The following is a 16,908-nucleotide window of genomic DNA, read 5'->3' as shown; positions in this document are numbered from 1 at the left end:
CTCGTGGCGGGGGCGGTTCCACGGATCAGGGAAAGGCTCTTCATGAAGTCACCTTTCACCGCGCTGGCGGTCGCGGCGGCCCTCGCCGTCGTGCCGGCCACGGCCGCGAACGCGCACGCTCGGCCCGAACGCGAGCACAGGCTTCGGGTTCCAGGCCGGCCGTCCGAACGGTAACACGGCCCTGCCGTCCGGTTACGCCTGCGCCAATTGAATGAATGCCCCACTGAACACGGGGGCCGTCGGCTGCGTATTGAGGAGGTGAGGCCACAACTCCATATCCCTGCCCGATGAAACCATCCCCGCCCGGATGGGACGGACGCGGCCGATTCCTCCAGTCGGCCGCGTCCGTTTGTTTGTGTCCTCGGTTATTTCGCTTGGGAGAACCTCTGGCGAGCCGCCTCGATGGCGGTGTCGTCCTCGAATTCCTCCCGAAACGCCTGCTCGTGGTAGCGCTCGGGGATGAGGTTCCTGACCCTGTCCGGATAACCCGCGCCCGGTTCGGGCACGCGGATCTGCGGTGGGATGCTGATCTTGACGGCGATCGGGCCCCCGGCCCGCACGGAGGCGGCCCAGTCGGGGCTCTCGCCGGTGATCGCACAGATGTGACGGGCGTACACCCACGTCACCTCGACGAGGGACGTGGCGTCCGCGGGCTCGGTGCCGAACGGCTCCACGGCGCACACGACACGTGATTCGAAGGTGTGCCCGTGGGCGTGGTGCTCGTCGGGCGAGGATTCCTCGAGAATCTTGGTGACCTGCGCGGCGAGCTCTTCCTGCAACTGTGACGACGGCTGCCTGGCGGCGAAAAACATCACCCCGGCCAGGGTCAGGCTGGCCAGGGTGACGATTGCCGCGACTAGCCCGCGACGCGTTTTGATCACGGACTGGTGCAGGTCAGGGTAGGTGCCGGGTTCGGAACGGAGCCTGTGGCGTTGAAGCCGAACGTGGTCGTGCCGTTCGGCCCCACTTGCCCGTTGTAGTTGGCGTTCGTGACCGTCACGTTGGGCGGTTGCCCGGTCAGCACGCCGTTCCACGGCGAGCCCTCGAAGCCCTGCCCGCCGCTGTAGGTCCACTTGACCGTCCAGCCGTTGAGCGAGCTGGTGCCGTTGTTGCGCACGGTCACCTCACCCTGGAAGTGGCCGGCCCAGCCGGTGTCGGTGGCCTTCCACGTCGCCGTGCAGGCGCCCGTGGGGGTCGTCGGCGTCACCGTCGGGGAAGGCCCCGGCGACTGGCCGCCGGGGCCGACCCCGGTGACCTCGCCGTTGCCGCCGTCAAAGGTGACGTCGGAGCAGCTGTAGAAGTTCTCGTTGCTGTCCGAGCGGATCCAGTGGGTGAAGATGATGTGCTGCCCGGACTTGCCGGCCGGGAGCTGGGCGTCCCAATAGTAGTAGTTGAGACCGCCGGCGCCGCCGCTCTCGGGCGGGTTGGTGACGCTGCCGAACGGCTCCAGGTCAGACCACTTCAGCGGGGCGTTCGGGTTCCATCCGTTCTTGGTGATGTAGTAGTTGAACGCGCCGGGGTGCCTGGCCCAGTTGCTGTGCCGCATCTGGATGGTGCGGCCCGCGGTCAAGTGGGTCAGCGGCCAGTCGGAGCGGACCGCGTTGTATGCCGTGAAGTCGTAGGGCCCGCCGGTGCCGCCGCTGCAGAGCTGTCCGTCGGGGATGAATCCGCTGGTCCGGCCCGCGCCGTCGGAGCGCAGCACCGCGAACCAGTTGTACAGGGGAGTCGTGCCGCTCTGCTGAACGGCGGACGCACACGCGGGGTTGTAGGGGATGATCTGCCCGTTGTCCCGCAGGCCGTCCTGCCAGCACAGGAACGTGCGGGCGCCGGGGAACATCGAGACCCCGTGGGCCTGTGCCTGCGTGGGCACCATCAGGAGAGAAGTGATCAGGACCAATGCGGCGGTGATCCCCGCCGGCTTGAATAACTTCATGGGGATTCCCTTGTGCTGACGACAGAGGAAACCTGCCCCACGACCCAGCCCGCCCGGCCAGCGCGATTGAATCACGTGCCGCGTGCTTCGACAACGCGTGGTGAAACTTTCAGCCAATCTTGGTCACAGCCGGACTTGATGACATATTGGGAGCGCTCCCAGTAGCCTTGTCCCGAGGATCGACATGAGGCGCGCTTACATTTCCCTGATCGCGTTATTCGCCACGTGCCTGTTCGCCACGCCGGCGGAGGCCGCCCCCGTGCTGTGCGACAAGTACGCCTCGACCACCATCCAGAGCGGCCGCTACGTCGTCATGAACAACGTCTGGGGTGCCGACACCGCCCAGTGCATCGACGTCAACCAGAACGGCGGATTCACGGTCACACAGGCCGCGCACAACAAACCGACCAACGGGTCCCCGGCCGCATACCCGGCGATCTACGCGGGCTGCCACTACGCCACCTGCAGCACCGGCAGCAACCTGCCCATACAGGCGAGCGCTTCCGGATTCGCCGCCCTGCGCAGCACCGTGAGCATGACGTATCCGAGCTCCGGCGCCTACAACGCCTCCTATGACATCTGGTTCGATCCCACGCCGCGCACCGACGGCCAGAACACCGGCGCCGAGATCATGATCTGGCTCAACCGGCAGGGCTCCGTCCAGCCCGTCGGCTCGCAGGTCGGCACCGTGACCCTGGCCGGTGGCTCCTGGCAGGTCTGGTACGGCAACATCGGCTGGAACGTGATCTCCTACGTCCGCACCTCGCCGGCGACCTCGCTCGACTTCACCATCAACACCTTCTACGCCGACGCGATCAGCCGCGGTTACGCGCAGCGGTCGTGGTACCTCACCAGCGTGCAGGCCGGCTTCGAGCCGTGGGTCGGCGGCGCGGGCCTGGCGGTCAACTCCTTCTCCTTCGGCTCGACGGGCGGAACCGACACCACTCCGCCGAGCACGCCCGGCACGCCGGCCGCCACAGGCACCACGTCGACCGGCACGACCCTGTCGTGGGCCGCCTCCACCGACAACGTCGGTGTGACCGGCTACGACGTCCTGCGCGCGACCGGAGACACCTTCGCCGTGGTCGGCAGCAGCTCCACGACGTCGTTCACGGACAGCGGCCTGAGCCCCGCCACCACCTACCGCTACCGGGTGCGGGCCAGGGACGGCGCGAACAACCTCTCGCCTGAGTCGGCCACCGCCACCGTGACCACCCTGTCCGGCGGGGGCGGCGGAGGATGCACGGCCACCGGCACCGTCCAGAACTCGTGGAGCAACGGCTACGTCGTCCAGCCGGTGACCGTCACCAACACCGGGACCTCGGCCAAGAACGGCTGGACTGTGACGTTCACGCTGCCGGCCGGGCACACGATCACCGGTTCGTGGAACGCGAGCCTCACCGTCAGCGGCTCGACGGTGACCGCCAGGAACCTCGGCCACAACGGCGCACTGGCGCCGAACGCCTCGACGAGCTTCGGCTTCCAGGCGAGCAGGCCGGACGGGAACACGCAGGCGCCCAGCGGCTACACCTGCGCATGAAGCCCGCGCGGACGTGCTTTAGCGAGGGGCACGGGCCGCGCGATCGGAGGGGTACGGCTGGTGCTGCCGTACCCCTCCTTCAATCGCGACCGAGCGCGCTCTCGATGTCGTCGAGCCTGGCTTCCAGCTCGCTCAGGCAGGCGGGCGTGAGCCTGCCCTCCCGCCAGCGGTCGGATAACTTCCTGCGGATGTTGGCGGTCGTGGACTCGTACGGGCCCCGCGGTATCACGGTGGCGGTCAGCACCTGCTTGAGGTCGAGCACGACGTCGGCGTCGGTCGCGCCGCACGGCGTCCTGGCCTCCAGCACCGTCGTGAAGTCGTCCACCGCCTGGTCGATGGTCACCGCCGCGGCCGGTGTGCTCTCGATGTACCTGGCCGTGGGGGACGCCGACGGCTCCACCACGGCCTTGTCCACCTGCTGCGGCATCCCCTGCTGCTGGAGCCCCGTCTGCTGGAACCACAGCAGTGCGGAGAGCGCGAGCGCGGCGGAGCTCGCGACCGTCAGGCCCCGCCTGAGGTGCAGGCCGAAGGTCGCCGTGCCCAGCGCGGAGGTCAGCTCGTCGACGATGTCCGCCGCCGTGGGCCGCTCCTCCGGCCGGTGCGCCAGGCACCGCTGGCCGAGCGAGGCGATCCCGTGCGGCACCCCGGGGACCCGCGGCGGGGGAGACGTGCGGCAGGCGACCTCGATCTCCTCCCACGTGGTCTCCGGGTACGGCGTCCGCCCCGTGAGCATGGTGTGCAGCAGCACACCCAGGGCGTACACGTCGACCGCGGGATGGGTCGGCGCACCGAGCAGGCGCTCCGGCGCGACGTAGGGCGGGGTGCCCCGGTCGTCCTCCGGGTCGCCCGCCCAGGCCGCGATGCCGAAGTCGAGCAGCTTGGGCCCGTCCGCGGTGAGCAGCACGTTCTCGGCCGTGACGTCCCGGTGCACCAGGCCGCGGGCGTGCCCGGCCATGAGGACCCGGGCCAGCCGCAGCGCGATGCCCGCCGCCTCGGGCCACGGCAGCGGCCCCGCCTCGATTCGCTCGGCCAGCGGTGTGCCGTCGAGCAGCGGCATCACGACATAGGCGGCGACGCCGCCATTGGCGGTGACGCACTCGCCGTAGTCGTAGATCTCGATGGTGTCGGGGTGGATGAATCGGGCGGCGGCGCGGGCCTCGCTGCGGACGCTGACCCGCTCGCCGCAATCGGTGTGCAGGGAAGCGGTCAGCACCTTGAGCGCGATCATCCGATGCAGTGACTGATCGAAGGCGCGCCAGATGACCGACATGCCCCCGCGGGCCAGCGGATCCAGCAGCAGATACCGGCGGGCCAGCACCTCCCCAGGCTCAAGCCGACTCACGGACGACCAGTTCTGTGGGGAGGACGGGGTCGATCCCCGCGGCCCCCGTGAGGAGCAGCCGGGTGGCGACCGTGGCGAGTTCCTCGACGGGCTGTCGGATCGTGGTCAGCGTGGGGGCGGTGTGCTTGGCGACCGGGGCGTCGTCGAATCCGATCACCGCGACGTCCGCGGGCACCTTGCGCCCGGCCCTGCGCAGGGCCTGGATCGCGCCTGCCGCCATCAGGTCCGAGGCGACGAAGACGGCGTCCAGTCCAGGGGCGTGGCGCAGCAGCCACTGCATGGCATGGGTGCCCGAGGCGGCGGTGAAGTCGCCGTAGGCCACCGGCACGTCCGGTGCGCCGGCCGCCTGCAGGGTGCGGACCAGCCCGTCCAGCCGGTCGCGGGCGGCCGGCAAGGATGGTGGGCCGCCGATCGCGGCCACATTCCTGCGACCGCTGAGCAGGAAGTGCTCGGCCGCCTGCCGGCCGCCGTCGTAGTTGTCGACGTCGGCGTACGGGAGCTTGAGGTCGTGGGGCGGGCGGCCGATGTTGCGCACCGGGACGCCCGACGTGGACAGTTTGATCGCCAGGGGATGGCGTTCTCTGGCGCCGATGATGAGCACCGCGCCGGACAGTGCTGGGAGGGTCGACGACGTGGGGGTGACGGTCGTGACCACCAGATGGGTGCCGTGCTCGGCGATCACGGCGCCCGCGGCGGACAGGAGCCTGGCATAGTAGGGCTCGGAGAACAGTCGGGGTAAATGATCACAGATCACGGCCGTGACGCCGTCGGCCATGGTTTTGGTTGCCGTTCCCCTGGGCGCCCGGTGCCGGACGTACCCCATACGGGAGACGGCGTCGTAGACTTGGCGGCGGGTCGAGGTACTGACCCGCACCGAGCCTGTGAGAACTCGGGATGCGGTCGCGGGGGAAACCCCTGCAGCGGCCGCCACCTGTGCCAGTGTGGGCTGCTCGGTCATGGAGCACCTCGCGGGAAGTTCCTGGGAGCGCTCCCAAGGTACCAATGTTTCGCCCCTGTTAATAGAGCCTTTGCAAGGAGTGCGTCCCATTGTGCGGACGCACTCCGAATTTGCGGAGCTAGAGGCGTTGGTAACCGTCAGAGGTTTTTGTGGACGATGTTGATCACGCTATTTTGCCTGTCCGATTTGTCATATCTGGGTGGTGGAAATCCCCAGAATGATCAGTCGTCTCCTCCACCGACGGCAATGTCGAAGGGGTCGTCGTCGCCTGCCTCCGGCTCTTCGCGCTCGGGCTCGCGCTGCACCGGCGCGCAGCTCTGGCCGCAGCCGCCGAAGCGGGCGGAGTTCACCGGCGTGAAGTCCGTCGCCGGGACGCCCTTCAGCGCGGCGATCATGGTGTCTTTCCAGATCGGACCGGGAATCGAGGCGCCGAAGACCGAGCCGTAGTAGCGGCCGCCGATGGTGATGTTGTTGAGCTTGCTCGCCTGCGCGCCGCGCGGGTCACCGATGCTGACCGCCCCCGCCAGGTCCGGGGTGAACCCGGCGAACCAGGCGCTGGCCTGGTTGTCCGTGGTGCCGGTCTTGCCGGCGGCCGGGCGGCCGATGCCGCCGACGCCGCGCATCGTGCCCTTGGTGAAGACGCCCGAAAGGATGTTCGCCGCGGCGTCCGCGACCTCGGGGTCGAAGGCCTGCTTGCACTTGGGCTTGTAGGTCTTCACCGCGCCGTCGCGGTCCTTGATCGAGGTGATGGCCATGGGCGCGCAGTACTTGCCGCGCGCGCCGATCGCGGCGTACGCGTTGGCCACGGTCACCGGATCCATCTCGTTGGTGCCGAGCGTGAACGTCTCGAACTCCGTCAGCGCCAGGCCGTCGGACCGCTTGATGCCCAGCGACTTGGCCGTCTTGACCACGTTGCACAGGCCGACCTTCTGCTCCAGTGCGACGAAGAAGGTGTTCACCGAGCCCCACGTGCCTGTGGCCAGCGACTTGAAGCCGCCGCCGCCCCCCTCGGCGTTCTCCACGACGTGGGTGGGGTCGCCGATGTTCTCGCCCTTGCAGTTCTTGAACGAGGAGTAGTAGGGGGCCCGGTAGCCGCCGCCGACGCTGATCCCGTCGTTGATCTTCATGCCCTGCTTCAGCGCGGTGAGCAGGGTGAAGGTCTTGAACGTCGAGCCTGCCTGGAAGCCGGTGCCGCCGCCGTGCACCGCGTCTGCGACGACGTTGTAGGACATTTCCTTCTTGCGCTTGTTGTTGCCGTACTTGCGGCTGGCGGCCATGGCCTTGATCGCGCCCGTGCCCGGCTCGACCAGCGCCTCGGAGGCGACCGGGTTGTCCGTGGCGAACACGTGCTTCTTGATGGCCTTCTCGGCCGCCTCCTGCATCCCCGGGTCGAGGGTGGTCGTGATCTCCAGGCCGCCCCGGTTGAGGTATTGGCTCCTGGCCTTGGCCGTCTTGGCGAAGACCGGATTGGTGAGGATCTCGTTGCGGACGTACATGCAGAAGTACGGATAATCGCTGGCCCCGCAGCCGCCAGGAAGTGCGGTGCCCTTCCAGCCGAGCTTCTTGGCCTTGGCCTCCGCGGCCTCCTGGGGAGTGATCTTGCCCAGTTTGGCCATCGTGTCGAGCACGAGGTTGCGCCTGTTCAGCAGCCGCTCCCGCTGCTCCTTGCCCAGGTTCGGGTCCGTCGCGTTGGGGTCCTGCACAGCGCCGGCCAGGGTCGCCGCCTGCGCCATGGTCAGCTCGGAGGCGCTCACGCCGAAGAACCGCTTGGCCGCGGCCTCCACGCCGTACGCGCTGGCGCCGAAGTAGGCGATGTTGAGGTACTTCTCCAGGATCTGATCCTTGGTGTACTTCTCCTCGATCGCCATCGCGTACCGCAGCTCCCTGAGCTTGCGCGCGTAGCTGGCCTCGAGGGCGGCGTTCTTCTCCTTCTCGGTGGTCGCCGAGTTGAGCAGTACCTGCTTGACGTACTGCTGGGTGATGGACGAGCCGCCCTGGGCGATGCCGCCTGAGCTGAGGTTCTTGGCCAGGGCGCGGATGGTGCCCTCGATGTCGATCGCGCCGTGCTCGTAGAAGCGGTAGTCCTCGATGGAGATGATCGCCGTCTTCATGACCTCGGCGACGTCGGTGAGCTTGACGTTCTCGCGGTACTCCTCGTAGAACTGCGCGATCTGGTTGCCCTTGGCGTCCAGCACCACGGTCTTCTCCGCCAGCGGGGGCTCCTTGAGCTCCTCGGGTTTGATGCCCAGGTCCTCGGATGCCGAGACGAACATCGCTCCGGTGCCTCCGACCGCGGGCAGCGCGATGGCGGCGGCCACCACCCCGGCCGCTGCCGCGGCCCCGGTCAGGCGCGCGATACTCGACATACGGGAACCCATGCGAAAATTCCTCCCCCTCGTGGTAATAGGGTGCATCCTAAACCCGCCCATGGCGTGCTCTACGTAAAAACCTTGGACCTCCCGGGGAGTCGTTTTGTTCGCCCCCGATGTCGTGATTTCCGGCACATCTTGTTGATCGCGTGTCAGGGCCGGCCACGGCTTCCGTCAGGCGTCGGTAAAGAACCGCGTCAGTGGCGAGGCGGCCGCACGCCGCTCTGGCAACGTCTACCAGGGCATATCTTCCTGGCCTCGGTGGAGGGTCTCATGCGTCGTGTCGGGGATGACGGACACTTCGATCGTCTGCTCCGCGCTGCTCGTACCCACTGGGGAGAGAGCGCCAGCGGTGCGGGATGCGTCGTGGCGGAGGTGTACGACCAGGACATCAGAGCCGTGGCACGCACGCTCATGGTCGCGAAGGCCGTCTGCGGTGCGGTCGCGGCGCGGCTGGTCGTGCTGGGCGACCCGGAGGCGCGGCAGCTGGGCGAGGTATTCGGGGCCACCCGCGACCTGCAGCCGGAGACGCCGCCTGTCGCGCTGGTCACCGCCCGGGTGGACCGCGGTGTGCCGAGGGAGATCCCGGTCGTGCATGTGCACGACACAGGCACGCTGCAGGCGTACGCGTTGTTCCCCACGGACGGGCCGAGCTCCTTCCAGGAGGAGCTGCCCGGCCGGGTCGCCGCGTTCTTCGAGCAGTACGTGTGGCCGCACCGCGAGCTGATCAGGCACAGCGCGGAACGCGTGGCCTGGCAGACGAAGGGCGACTACCAGGTCCGCACCGACACCGAACGCCGCCAGCTGCGTAACTATGGCTGCGCCCGACTGGGGCTCGATCCCGGCCTGCCCACGGTCACCGTGTTCGGCCACAAGCCCGGCGAGGACACAGACCTGTTCGAGACGGCGGCGCAGTTCGCCGAGTGCGACGAGTCGGCCAACTGGCTCTTCGTGGATCCGGTCGGGGCCGCCCACGCCCGGATGAAGTACGTGGCCGACGCCCTGTCCACGAACATCCTGTGGAGCCTGACGGACGTGGCGGTCACCTTCGGCGAGAGCGACCTGCCTGCCTTCGGCATCCCCGTCATCCAGGCCGGCTGGTCGGAAGGAATCGACTGCGGGGCCACACACGTGTCGCGCTCGCCGTCCGAGCTCCGGCAGCTGCTGGAGGAGGCCATCGCCAGGCACGCCAAGGGCGACACCATCCTCGGCCCCGAGCAGCGTGAGCGCGCCCGCCTGTGGCTCTGGATGCGCCGCTGCGGCGGCGACGTGCCCACCCAGCTCCTGCCGCACTGGGCGCACGGCGACGACTACGCGCGCGTACTGGCCGTCAACCTCCGATACGTGGAACGCGACGGCGACCCCCTCTTCGGCGCCGTCCACCGCATGTGGGAACGGCGTGACCCCCTGCTCACCCGTTTCGACTTCCGTCACCCGGCAGGGCTGTCCACCACACTGACCCCCGCGAGGAGCACTCGATGAGCAGCGCAGGATCCGCCACCGATCTCGACCAGTTGATCGTTCCGGCGATACCGCCCGCGCACCTGCTCAGCGGCCAGGTCGCCGCGTTGCAGGTGACCGACCACCTGCACCGGGGCACGCAGATCGTCGGCAGGTTCGAGACGTCGGGGCTGGCCGGCTTCAAGATCGCCGCACAGGGCCGTCCGCTGCGGGTGCGGATGGCGCTGTCGCTGGACGAGCGCTCGGTGGCCGGCTGGCACACCGACAGGAGCGAGCCCGCGAACCCGCTTCCGCGGCTGATCCAGATCCGCTCCCAGGGGCGGCTGCGCCAGTGCGTTCTGCTGCGCGGCCGCAAGGCGCATGCCCAGGTGGCCTTCGACCTGCCGGCGGAGGAGATCCCCGACGACGGGCTGATCAGCATCGAGGCACTCGACATCATGAAAGGCGACGGCGTCAGCGAGGAGGTGCGCCAGATCGTGGGCGGGCGCCTCATGTCTGACGGCGTGGCGGGGCTGCGGCTCGACAAGATCGTGTTCGAGGAGCCGCCACCGGCGGACTTCGACCCCGACAGGCTCGACGGATGCCGCTGCGAGCTCTACTCGCTGGTCAGCGCCGGCGGCCTGGCGAATGTCAACAGGCAGGGTGTACGTCAGCTGCGCTCGGGCATGTTCGTGATCAACCCGGTGCTGCCGGGCGCGTTCGGGTCGAGCGGCCGCATCACGCTCCGGCTGGGCAGCAGGGCGGAGCCGGCCAGCGTCATCCCGGCGACGTGGCGGCGAATGAACAGCGAGCTGCGCTGGTTGCGTCACGCCATCAGGAAGCTCATGCGGACGGCGGCGCCGACGGTGGTGCGGATCCTCAGCGTCAGGGACGGCGACATGGGCCGGGCCAAGCGGCGGGTGCAGGGCAACATCACCGAGCTGGAGCTGCCCAGCCCCACCCGGTCGCCGCTGCTGGTGATCGTCGGGACCCCGCCTGGCGCCATCCCCACCCTGGAGTCGGGCACCTCGCACTAGTTCGGCCCGCAGGTCGACCGGGTGTTCACCGAACGTGGGCCGCGGCAGGGGGAGTTCGACGTGCTGGCCGCGCTGCGCCGGGCCGGGGCACCGCGAGCCTTAATGGGCCGGGAAAAATGGCGATCACCTGTGATAACGCCGCTCTGAGGGCAGTTGAGAACATGTGAGCAGGAGCGGCTTGCGAATCGCGACGACCCGATATGTCCAGTGCACGGTCATGCGTGCCAGTGGTGAGCTCGACCATGCGGGACGCGTCCGGTTCAGCGCCTGCATCAACGCGGTGTGGGACTGGTCGGACGGGCCCGTTCTCGTGTTCGACCTGGCCGACCTGGATTTCTACGACTCCTCGGTCATCGGCGTGCTGGCGATGGCGATGCAGCGCATGGAGGAGGAGGGCAGTGGGCGGATCATCCTGGTCAAGCCCTCCGATCATCTGCTGTCCGTGTTGCGGCTGACGGACCTGCTGTCGCACGTCGAACTACGCGACAGCGTCGAGGCGACCGTGGCGGAGTTGATGCTGCAGTCGGGGGAATCCGCTAGCCCCGCGCCGAGCCGCCCGCCCATCGTCATCAACGTGGGTGGGCAGGCCGCGGCCGAACGCGGGGGTTGCTGAATCGTCCTACATCCCGTACGCCTCCAGCAGGCGCAGCCACACCTCGCTGACCGTCGGGAACGAGGGGACAGCGTGCCAGAGCCGGTCGAGCGGCACCTCGGCGGTGACCGCGATCGTGGCTGCGTGCACCAGCTCGGCCGTGCCCGGACCGACGAACGTGACGCCGAGCAGCACCTTCCTGTCCTCATCCACGACGGCCCTGGCCCGGCCACGGTAGCCGTCGCCCAGCAGGTACGCCCCGGTGACGGCGCCCAAGTCGTAATCCACAGTGCGAGCCCGGAAGCCCGCCTCCCTGGCCGCCGCCTCGGTGCGGCCCACCGCGCAGACCTGCGGATCGGTGAAGACCACCTGCGGCGCGCCGTAGCCGTCGGCCAGGTCGCGCATCGCGGGCAACTCGTCGCCGCGCGCCCGCGCCGCGATCACGTCGCCGCAGACCCTGGCTTGGTACTTGCCCATGTGGGTGAGCAGCGTCCGGCCGTTGACGTCGCCCACGGCGTACAGCCAGCCCTCGGGGACGCCGGTCGCCCGCATGCTGTCGTCCACCTCGACGTACTTGCCGTCGGCCAGGCCTACCGAGGCGAGCCCCAGGTCGCGGGTGGCGGGGCGGCGGCCGGTGGCCACCAGCAGCTCGTCGGCCTCCAGCGGCGGCTCCTCGGGCAGGTGCACCGTCACCTTCCCGCCGGGCTCGGGCCGCTCGACCCTGACCACGTCGGTATGGGTCCGCACGTCGATCCCGGTCTCCGCGAACGACTCGGCGAGCATCTCACCCGCGAACGGCTCCATCCTGCCCAGCAGGCCGCCGCCGCGAACCAGCAAGGTGGTCTGCCGGGCGCCGAGCCCGTGCATGGCCTGCGCCATCTCGCAGGCCACCACCCCGCCGCCGAGCACTGCCAGCCGCTCTGGGATCGCGGTGGCCGCGGTCACCTCGTGACTGGTCCACGGGTCGGCCTCGACCAGGCCCGGCACTGGAGGCACGACCGCCTTGCTGCCGGTGGCCAGCACCACGGCCTGCCTGGCGGTCAGCACCCGCTCGGCGCCGTCTTCCGTGGTCACGCGTACCCGCTTGGGGCCGTCGAGCCGGCCGCGCCCTCGTACGAACTCGGCCGGCACCCCCTCGATCCACCCCACCTGGCCGGTGTCGTCGTATCGCGAGACGGCCTCGTCCCGGCGGGCCAGCACGGCCGCGACGTCGATCTCACCGAGCGAGAGGCCGGGCACCCGGCTCACCTCGCCCGCCAGGTCGATCGGCCGCAGCAGCGCCTTGCTCGGCACGCACGCCCAGTAGGAGCACTCGCCGCCCGCCAGGCGCTCCTCGACCACGGCCGTGGTCAGGCCGCCGCGTACGGCCCGGCCCACCACGTTCTCGCCGGCGGGACCGGCTCCGATCACGATGACGTCGAACTCGTCAGCCACCCCAGCCTCCAGAAGCACTCGTTCGTGATTTGCACTCTTTCATGCCCAGGTGCCTCGCATATCGAGCGCCCCTGCCGCATACCCGGGTGAGAGACCTGTCATCTCGACCTCATAGTGGCCCAACGGCCGCCTTGGAGGCTGAGGTCAGCCGCCGCGGAGAGGCCGTGGCGGAACGTCAGGAGGAGACTCACATGGGCCAGGCACTACGGCGGATCCTGCTCACGATCGTGGTCGCGCTCGGGCTGGGCACGACCGGCGCGATCTTCGTGACGACGAGCGCCCAAGCGGCGGCCGTCCCGGCCTCCGTCCACGTCGCCGCCACCTCGGACGACGGCGACGATGACGACGACGACGACGGGGCTCCGCGGGGCGGGGTGGACACCGGCGTGGGTGGTGCGTCGCGTGACGACGACGATGACGACGACGGCGGGGCTCCGCGGGGCGGGGTGGACACCGGCGTGGGTGGTGCGTCGCGTGACGATGACGATGACGACGACGGCGGGGCTCCGCGGGGCGGGGTCGACACCGGTATGGGCGGGACCGCTGGGAGCGGCAGCGCCGATGACGGGTCGGTTCCCGTGGTGCCGCTGAGTTTGGCCGGCGCTGGGCTGCTGGCCGTAGGGGCGTACTGGGTGCGGCGCGCCTTCTTCGCGGGCGGCTGACCGTGCGCGCGTTCCTGACGGTGGCGACCTGCGCGCTGGTCGCGGCGGCCGGAGGATGCGCCGCCGCTCCGGCGGCCCACGAGGCGGCGAGCCCCGCCCACGACGGGGCGGCGACCTCGACTCGCGACGGGGCCTCGGCTCGGGCACGAGACGGGGACACCCGCCCGGTGTCGGACACCGGGCCACGCCGGGCCGACGTCGCCAACCCCGTGCGGTTACGCATCCCCGCCATCGACGTCACCACCAGGGTGATCCCGCTGCGGCTTGACGCCAAGGCCCGCCTGGTCGCCCCCAAGCAGTTCGACCGGGTGGGATGGAACCAGGCAGGACCGGAACCGGGCGAGCAAGGAGTCGCCGTGATCGCGGGCCACGTCGACTCGACCACCGGCCCGGCGGTGTTCTACCGCCTGCGCCAGCTACGCAAGGGCGACCGCGTCCACGTCGACCGCGCCGACGGCACGACGGTCACGTTCGTGGTGAACCGCCTGGCCAGTTATCCGAAGAACCGCATCCCGGACAAGGAGGTCTACGGCTCGGGCAGGGGCACTCAGCTCCGCCTGATCACGTGCGGCGGCACGTTCGACCGACAGCGCCGCAGCTACCGTGACAACGTGGTCGTCTTCGCCAGTTGACCCGGAATCCTGTGCCGCTGATGAGCCCCGCTCCTCAGCGGCACAGGCGTCCCTGCCCCACCACTGGCCTCATTCGCCTTCACGTCGGCCGGGCTTCGGACGTCGTTAACCCGCGGCCCGTAGCGTGCCCGCATGGCGGATCGTGATCACACGTCGGTGCCGTTCCACCGGGCGACGGATGGCTACCACACATACCGGATCCCCGCGGCGGTCGTCACGCAGGCGGGGACCGTGCTGGCGTTCGCGGAGGGACGGCACGCCTCGGCCGGCGACTCGGGACACATCGACCTGGTGCTCAAGCGCTCGACGGACGGCGGCCTGACCTGGGGCGCCCTGCAGGTGATCGCCACGGAGCCGCGGCGCGGCACCGCGGGCAACCCGGCCCCGGTGGCGCTGGCCGACGGCCGGATCGTCCTGGTGTACGTCCAGCAGGGGCCGTCGGCCACCGAGGAGAAGATCCGGCGCGGCCAGGTGTCCGCGGCCGATGGGCGGCGGGTGTTCGTTCAGGTCAGCGAGGACGACGGGGTCACCTGGTCGGCTCCTCGCGAGATCACCGGCAGCGCGAAGCGGCCGGAGTGGCGTTGGTACGCGACCACGCCCGGGCACGCGATCGAGCTGCGGCGCGGACAGCACACCGGGCGCATCGTGGTCCCCGCCAACCACTCGCTGCCCCCGACCGGTCAGGACAACGGGACCGAGGGGAAGTACAACGGCGGCCACTCGGTGCTCAGCGACGACGGCGGCCAGACCTGGCGCATCGGCTACGTCGACGACAATCCCGACGGATATGTCAACGTCAACGAGACCACGGCCACCGAACTGCCCGACGGGCGCGTCTACCTCAATACCCGCACCGACTCCACCGCCCCCGGCACCAGGGCCGACGCCTACTCTGCCGACGGCGGCCAGACGCTGGAGCAGCCCTTCCGCCCTCAGGCGGGACTGGTCGGCCCGGTGGTGGAAGGCAGTGTGTTGTGGTGCGACTCGCCGGACGTGCTGCTGTTCTCGGGTCCCGCGGCGCCCGATGCGCGGGCGTTGATGACGGTACGCGCAAGCGACGACCTCGGCGTCACCTGGCGGGCCGCGCACACGGTGTCCGGGTTGCCCGCGGCCTACTCCGACCTGGTCAGGGTGGACGGAAACACGGTGGGCCTGCTGTTCGAGACCGGAAGCTTCGCCCCGTACGAGAGCATCGCCTTCCGCCGCATCTCCATCGCCGAGCTGGCGTCCTAGATCACGCAGAGCGGGTTGGGCACCTTCGTCCAGCTGTCGCCCGGTGGCGCGCCTTCCAGCTGTGCGAGCAGGAGAGCCTTGACCGTGATGTGCGGGCCGAACAGGGCGTCGCGGTCGGCCCGCACGTCCGGGCCGCCGGGCAGCGCGTCGAACGCCTCGCGGGCGGCTCCCGCCACGACGGCCCACAGCCGTGACTCGACGGCCCGGTCGCCCGCGCAGAAGAGGGAGATCAGGCTGCCGAACGTGGTGCCGACGAGCGAGCCGAACAGCTTGGCGTGCAGGACGGCGGGGTCGTCGCTGAGCAGCCTGGCGCTGACCGGCGGGACCTCGATCCCGTTGCGGGCCAGCCTGGCGGGGCTGAGCCGGACGTCGGCCAGGTCCCGGTAGATCAGGCGGGCGGGCAGGCCGCGGCCGCGAGCTCCGTGGGCTCCGTCGATCACGATCAGCAGGTTCTGGCCGTGTGCCTCCAGCGCCGCGCCGAGCGCCAGCAGGCCGAGGGCGCCGGCCAGGGCCAGGCGGGCGAACGCCGCCAGCCACTGGGGCGGGTCGTGGACCATCTCACGGGTGACGGCCGCGACGGGTAGCACAGTCGCGGACCCGGCGACAGGGTGCACAGTCGCGGACCCGGCGACAGGGTGCACGGTCGGCTCGCGCAGCATGGCCGACAGGTCGGCGCTCAGCTCGCCCTTCGCCGTGGCGGCGGCCCCGGCCAGGTAGCGTGCCACGTGCAGGCGGCCGCCCAGCCGCGCCGACAGGCCCGTGAGCAGGTCGGACAGTGCCACGCAGTCGCGGATCGAGCCGGGCGAGATGTCCCTGACGTCCGAGGTCATGCGGGTGGTGAACGCCGTTTTGAGATGCGGGCCGCCGTCGAGTGGCGCGAGGGTGCGTACGGACATCAGCGGGTGGGCCCGGATCGCGCCCGTCGCGTACGGCCGCAGGCCCAGGTCGGGCAGCACGTGCCGGGTCTGCCACGGGTGCACGGGCAGGAGCAGCCGGTCGCCGTCGGTGAGCGAGGCCGGCCACGGACCTGAGATCAGGCAGTCCGCCGCGGGCACCGCGACCAGGTCCAGGGCGACGACGGGGCGGTGCTCCGGCATGTACGCCAGCTGCTCGGCCACCGACACACCCGGGCGGCTGCGGCAGCACGGGTGGTAAGGGTGACCATCGACCACACTCTGCTCGTAGTACTCCGGCGTCGTGGTCGTCGCCGGGGACTGCGTGGCGGCGCTCGCGCGGGACAGGGCCAGGGAGGCGACGCTGTTGTCCAGATCCTCGATCAGCCGCCCGGCGCCGGGCAGTCCGAGCGCGGCCAGCAGGTCAGCGGGGTGCGTGCAGGGCCGGTCGTCCAGCCACAGGGTGGGTACGCCGCCCAGGTCGTACGGCAGCCGCGCCGGCCCTGTCACCCGCCGGCCATCGGACAACACCACCACGGCCTGCCCTTGCTCGCCCGACGGCCTCCATGCGGCAGGAGGGCTGGGAGACGCCTGTACGGCCAGGCCTGGGGTTGCGGCCAGGGCGGGCAGGGGTTCGTGGAGGAGGCTGCGCCACAGGCGGCCGAGCACGGCGGCTCGCGCGCCCGGGAGCGCCGCAGCGTAGGACGCGGACAGATCAGGACGTACGACGGACAGCTCAGCCGCGAACTGCTCCTCAATGCGCCCCATATTTCACACTATTTCCAGAAATATCCTGGGTATTTAGCCTATGGGCATCAATGGGTACAAATGGTAAGAAAAGGT

15 protein-coding genes are annotated in these 16,908 nt (G+C 70.0%); 8 read left to right on the top strand and 7 right to left on the bottom strand.

From position 1 onward, the window contains the following. Positions 1-42 precede the first annotated feature (42 nt). Entirely contained in the window at positions 43-174 is a 132-nt protein-coding gene (locus ACTWPT_RS19815) for a hypothetical protein (protein WP_443178902.1), read from the top strand. Positions 175-365: 191 nt separating this feature from the next. Here ACTWPT_RS19815 and ACTWPT_RS19810 read toward each other — a convergent pair whose 3' ends face one another. Then, positions 366-881, bottom strand: coding sequence for a hypothetical protein (locus ACTWPT_RS19810; protein WP_443178901.1), 516 nt, complete (start codon positions 879-881; stop codon positions 366-368). Continuing rightward, positions 878-1,933, bottom strand: a complete 1,056-nt coding sequence (locus ACTWPT_RS19805) for a lytic polysaccharide monooxygenase (RefSeq protein WP_443178900.1) — start codon at positions 1,931-1,933, stop codon at positions 878-880. The genes ACTWPT_RS19810 and ACTWPT_RS19805 overlap by 4 nt, the downstream gene beginning before the upstream one ends. A 184-nt stretch (positions 1,934-2,117) precedes the next feature. Here ACTWPT_RS19805 and ACTWPT_RS19800 point away from each other — a divergent pair, with 184 nt between their 5' ends. Continuing rightward, on the top strand, positions 2,118-3,473 hold the full coding sequence (locus ACTWPT_RS19800; protein ID WP_443178899.1) for a GH12 family glycosyl hydrolase domain-containing protein: 1,356 nt from the start codon (positions 2,118-2,120) through the stop codon (positions 3,471-3,473). Positions 3,474-3,552: 79 nt separating this feature from the next. On the opposite strand, the gene ACTWPT_RS19795 is transcribed toward ACTWPT_RS19800, so the two are convergent. The 3 genes from ACTWPT_RS19795 to ACTWPT_RS19785 all read right to left on the bottom strand — a co-directional run bounded on the left by ACTWPT_RS19795 (position 3,553) and on the right by ACTWPT_RS19785 (position 8,139). Beyond that, a complete protein-coding gene (locus ACTWPT_RS19795; RefSeq protein WP_443178898.1) occupies positions 3,553-4,815 on the bottom strand; it encodes a serine/threonine-protein kinase in 1,263 nt (420 codons plus the stop codon). Then, on the bottom strand, positions 4,802-5,773 hold the full coding sequence (locus tag ACTWPT_RS19790) for a LacI family DNA-binding transcriptional regulator (RefSeq protein WP_443178897.1): 972 nt from the start codon (positions 5,771-5,773) through the stop codon (positions 4,802-4,804). The genes ACTWPT_RS19795 and ACTWPT_RS19790 overlap by 14 nt, the downstream gene beginning before the upstream one ends. Before the next feature lie 221 nt (positions 5,774-5,994). Then, positions 5,995-8,139: a transglycosylase domain-containing protein gene (locus ACTWPT_RS19785; protein ID WP_443178896.1), complete on the bottom strand. Its 2,145-nt coding sequence runs from the start codon at positions 8,137-8,139 to the stop codon at positions 5,995-5,997. Positions 8,140-8,415: 276 nt separating this feature from the next. Between ACTWPT_RS19785 and ACTWPT_RS19780 the strand changes: the two genes are divergently transcribed. The 3 genes from ACTWPT_RS19780 to ACTWPT_RS19770 all read left to right on the top strand — a co-directional run bounded on the left by ACTWPT_RS19780 (position 8,416) and on the right by ACTWPT_RS19770 (position 11,232). Beyond that, positions 8,416-9,624: a hypothetical protein gene (locus ACTWPT_RS19780; protein WP_443178895.1), complete on the top strand. Its 1,209-nt coding sequence runs from the start codon at positions 8,416-8,418 to the stop codon at positions 9,622-9,624. Continuing rightward, a complete protein-coding gene (locus tag ACTWPT_RS19775) occupies positions 9,621-10,619 on the top strand; it encodes a hypothetical protein (RefSeq protein ID WP_443178894.1) in 999 nt (332 codons plus the stop codon). The genes ACTWPT_RS19780 and ACTWPT_RS19775 overlap by 4 nt, the downstream gene beginning before the upstream one ends. Before the next feature lie 178 nt (positions 10,620-10,797). Further along, positions 10,798-11,232, top strand: coding sequence for an STAS domain-containing protein (locus ACTWPT_RS19770; protein ID WP_443178893.1), 435 nt, complete (start codon positions 10,798-10,800; stop codon positions 11,230-11,232). A 6-nt stretch (positions 11,233-11,238) separates the two neighbouring features. Here ACTWPT_RS19770 and ACTWPT_RS19765 read toward each other — a convergent pair whose 3' ends face one another. After that, a complete protein-coding gene (locus ACTWPT_RS19765; protein WP_443178892.1) occupies positions 11,239-12,645 on the bottom strand; it encodes a dihydrolipoyl dehydrogenase family protein in 1,407 nt (468 codons plus the stop codon). A 191-nt stretch (positions 12,646-12,836) separates the two neighbouring features. Between ACTWPT_RS19765 and ACTWPT_RS19760 the strand changes: the two genes are divergently transcribed. The 3 genes from ACTWPT_RS19760 (at position 12,837) to ACTWPT_RS19750 (ending at position 15,172) form a co-directional block, all read left to right on the top strand. Continuing rightward, a complete protein-coding gene (locus ACTWPT_RS19760; protein WP_443178891.1) occupies positions 12,837-13,307 on the top strand; it encodes a hypothetical protein in 471 nt (156 codons plus the stop codon). A gap of 2 nt (positions 13,308-13,309) precedes the next feature. Continuing rightward, complete coding sequence (locus ACTWPT_RS19755; protein WP_443178890.1) at positions 13,310-13,939, top strand: class F sortase; 630 nt, start codon at positions 13,310-13,312, stop codon at positions 13,937-13,939. A 132-nt stretch (positions 13,940-14,071) separates the two neighbouring features. Then, positions 14,072-15,172 (top strand): sialidase family protein, encoded by a 1,101-nt coding sequence (locus ACTWPT_RS19750; protein ID WP_443178889.1) that lies wholly within the window; start codon positions 14,072-14,074, stop codon positions 15,170-15,172. On the opposite strand, the gene ACTWPT_RS19745 is transcribed toward ACTWPT_RS19750, so the two are convergent. Beyond that, positions 15,169-16,833: an IucA/IucC family protein gene (locus ACTWPT_RS19745; RefSeq protein ID WP_443178888.1), complete on the bottom strand. Its 1,665-nt coding sequence runs from the start codon at positions 16,831-16,833 to the stop codon at positions 15,169-15,171. The two genes, ACTWPT_RS19750 and ACTWPT_RS19745, sit on opposite strands and share 4 nt — an antisense overlap. Positions 16,834-16,908: the final 75 nt, after the last annotated feature.

The organism is Nonomuraea sp. 3N208 (genome assembly GCF_052245935.1).
Classification (GTDB): Bacteria; Actinomycetota; Actinomycetes; order Streptosporangiales; family Streptosporangiaceae; genus Nonomuraea.
This window is presented reverse-complemented; position numbering and strand designations above follow the sequence as displayed.